This is a genomic window from Belnapia sp. AC561, from assembly GCF_979252845.1.
This window is the reverse complement of record NZ_CEEDBP010000099.1, coordinates 1-3,024: the sequence shown is the minus strand read 5'-3', so window position 1 is coordinate 3,024 and position 3,024 is coordinate 1. Positions and strand designations below refer to the sequence as shown.

Here is a 3,024-nt window from a genome sequence, read left to right as displayed (position 1 = left end):
CTGCGCTGGGCCTCCGTCCGCCGCATGCTCCGAAAGCTATGTCAGAAAACTAAATGATCCCGGATGGACTCTTAGGGAACGAGGGCTTACCATGATGCATCATGTTGATCCGGCTCGGTTATTATAAAAGTTCCAATATGGAACCTGGGCTAGCTTAAGGCGTACTCAAAGAATGCGTCCGAAATCTTGGTGGGCGTTTATTGCTCTGGAGATTGGACGTGCCGTGCGCCGACATAACGCCCCGCCAGCCTTTTCCCAGCCCGGCAGAGCAGCTTGCTGCTCTTCGCGGCAATGACCGGGTCAACTGGCTTTGCCAAAGCCAGGGCAATGACGCTCCAGCGGTTCTGGTCACTGGCTGGAGAGGCTTGGTTCGCCAGCTGGCCACGGAGTGCATCGACGTCGCCGCTCGACCTCACGCTCTCCTCCGGGCGGAGGCGTGGCTGACCGAAGATGTCGGCATTTGGCACTTTGGGCAGAATGGGTCCACGTCCTGGCGGATCATCCTGCCAGATGGTGCCTGGGCTGCCATATTGATGACTGTTGGCCTTAGCTTCGCTGAGGCTCACAGGATGCTCTCGCACTAGGGGAACTTCAGTCGGATTTTTTGCTTGAAAGATTGACAAACTCTCACCAAATGGTAACGCCTAGTATAAAATATGGCTTGGTATAGCGGCGCCTTTTTTCCTCAAAAATATTAACATCTGGTACGGCTCCTACTGATGGGAGAATAGCAGTGGCTAGCTACCTCCGCCTTGTGGACAACAATAATACTCCTGACCAATGTGTTCTGCTGGTTGATACAGATATAGACTTGGTCAGGGGGCTTTCTACGACTTTGATGAACTACGGCTTCATAGTTCAGCACGCCACGGATTGGCCAACTATGGTGCAGTGCTTGCACGAAGCAGAAGTCGATCTTGTTCTAATGGAACAGCGTCTCGGCTGCATGGATATGGTGCAGCACCTAAGCAGGATCATTCCGCTGACTAAGGCTCCGGTGGTTTTCCTGGCCGACAACCTGACGGAGGCTGACCGTATCCTCGCCTTGGAACTGGGCGCTGCCGACTTTCTTCAAAAGCCAATGTCTGGACGAGAGATCGTCGCCCGTATCCGTGCCCATCTTCGGCGCCCCTATGCGCCACCGCGGAAAACGGAAAAACAGCCGACCGCCTGGCGCATGGTCACCAGCGAACGCCGTCTTTACGCGCCGGCTGGAACAAAGGTTCCGTTGACCAGTACTGAGTTTACTTTACTTGAGCATCTGGTCAAAGCGGCCGGCCGACCCATTGCTCGCGACAAGCTTACTCAAGAGTTGTTTCAGCGGTCATACCGAATAGAGGATCGCTCAATCGACAACTTGGTCTATCAGGTGCGACTAAAAATCAGCCGCGCTGGTGGAGGGGATACTATCCTGGCCGTGCGCGGTCAGGGATACGCGTTCATCGGATTTGATAAATCGCTGCCTGATTCGGGACGGGTGACTGCTGGTGATAATACCCTGCTAAGTGTCCATCCGGGAACAGATCGAGTCATTTAGATCGGTTGTGATTGGCCTGCAGCGACGAGCGGCGGAAGAACCGTGTCCATGTGGACATCCGAGAACCGGCCAAATGCGACCGCAGCAAGCTGCGCTGCCCGAGTGATCTGACCAATGAGGAATGATCGACCATCGGCCCGTTGATCCTGCATGCGAAGGGCCGCGGCAACAAGCGGACGATCGACGTGCGCGCGGTGCTGAATGGGGTGATGTACATCCTGAGCACCGGTTGCCAGTGGGCGGCGCTACCGAAGGACCTGCCGCCGTGGAGTACGGTGAACGACTACCTGCGGCGCTGGGACAAGGACCGCACGCTCGATCGGATCCACCACGCGCTCTATGTGATGTGCCGAGAGCAGGCCGGACGTGAGGCCATTCCGACGGCCGCGATCATCGACAGCCAGAGCGTCAAGAACCCGGAAAAGGGGGGCCTGCATCGACCCCTCGGGCTACGACACGGGCAAGAAGCGGCACGTCCTGGTCGGCAAGCGCCACGTCGCGGTGGACACGGATGGGCGTCTGCTGATGGTCAACCTGACCCCAGCCTATATCCAGGATGCAGCCGGGGCAGAGCGGATCATCGAGGCGGTGCGCAAACGCTGGCCCTGGCTGAAGCATCTGTTCGCCGACGGCGCCTATGATCGAGGCAGGCTGATGAGCCTGGTCGCCTACCGCGACTTCGTCATCGAGATTGTCCGCAAGCTGGCCGACCAGAAGGGCTTTCAGGTCCTGCCCAGACGCTGGGTGGTCGAACAGACCTTCGGCTGGATGATGCGCTGGCGCCGCCTTGTCCGCGACGACGAGCGCCGCTGCGACGTCAGCGAAGCCATGATGCGCGTCAGTCCTGGCGCGCTACTGCTTCGCCGCGTTGCCCACCCGTAGCCATTCTCAAACGGGGTCTTAGTTGAGCAGGAATGAGTACAACGCTTATCGGCACTAAGGATCCAGCGCTTGCATCGCTATTCCCAGCCACGCGGCGGGCGCCTCGAGCAGTAGCACATCGCCGGCTTGGCATTCTGAGCGAGCCGGCAGTTCGGCTGCGATCAACGTCGGTACCCCAAGCGCCTCACCGATCGCTTTCGGATCCTTGATTTCTCCGGCTTCCAGCGCTTGGCCAATCACCGCCCATAGCCGGGTAGCCTAATGATCATCAGTTGCCTGGTTCTGTCGCGTTTTTGCCATTCTGCCGAAATCGCGGCCAAGCTAGGGTCTAGCATAGCAGCGGTTGGCGAAAATTCGGGCGGATCTGCGCTTCAAGGGCCGGCAGTTCACCGCTGAGGTGATCTTCTGGGCGATTTGCTGGTTCTCATATTCCCGATTAGCTACCGCGGTCTCGAGCTAATGCTGCAATACCGCGGCGTCACCGTCGCCCACACCACGTTCTCCGGTGGACCCAAATCTCTGTGTCGGAGCTAGAGCGGTTTCCAGCCTGACTGAATCGCTTGTGATCCCACGGGCTGCACGATGGTGATTCAGTTGCCCCTCGG

Annotated in this window: 2 protein-coding genes and 1 pseudogene; 2 read left to right on the top strand and 1 reads right to left on the bottom strand. The window is 58.2% G+C overall.

The features are described 5' to 3' along the window. Positions 1–197: 197 nt before the first annotated feature. Positions 198–566 carry a hypothetical protein gene (locus AC0IW9_RS30250; protein WP_471652014.1) on the bottom strand — a complete coding sequence of 123 codons (369 nt, stop codon included), beginning with the start codon at positions 564–566 and terminating at the stop codon, positions 198–200. Between the two features lie 167 nt (positions 567–733). Between AC0IW9_RS30250 and AC0IW9_RS30245 the strand changes: the two genes are divergently transcribed. Next, a complete protein-coding gene (locus AC0IW9_RS30245) occupies positions 734–1,537 on the top strand; it encodes a response regulator transcription factor (RefSeq protein WP_471652013.1) in 804 nt (267 codons plus the stop codon). Between the two features lie 50 nt (positions 1,538–1,587). Then, positions 1,588–2,419, top strand: a pseudogene (locus AC0IW9_RS30240) (IS5 family transposase). Positions 2,420–3,024 lie beyond the last annotated feature (605 nt).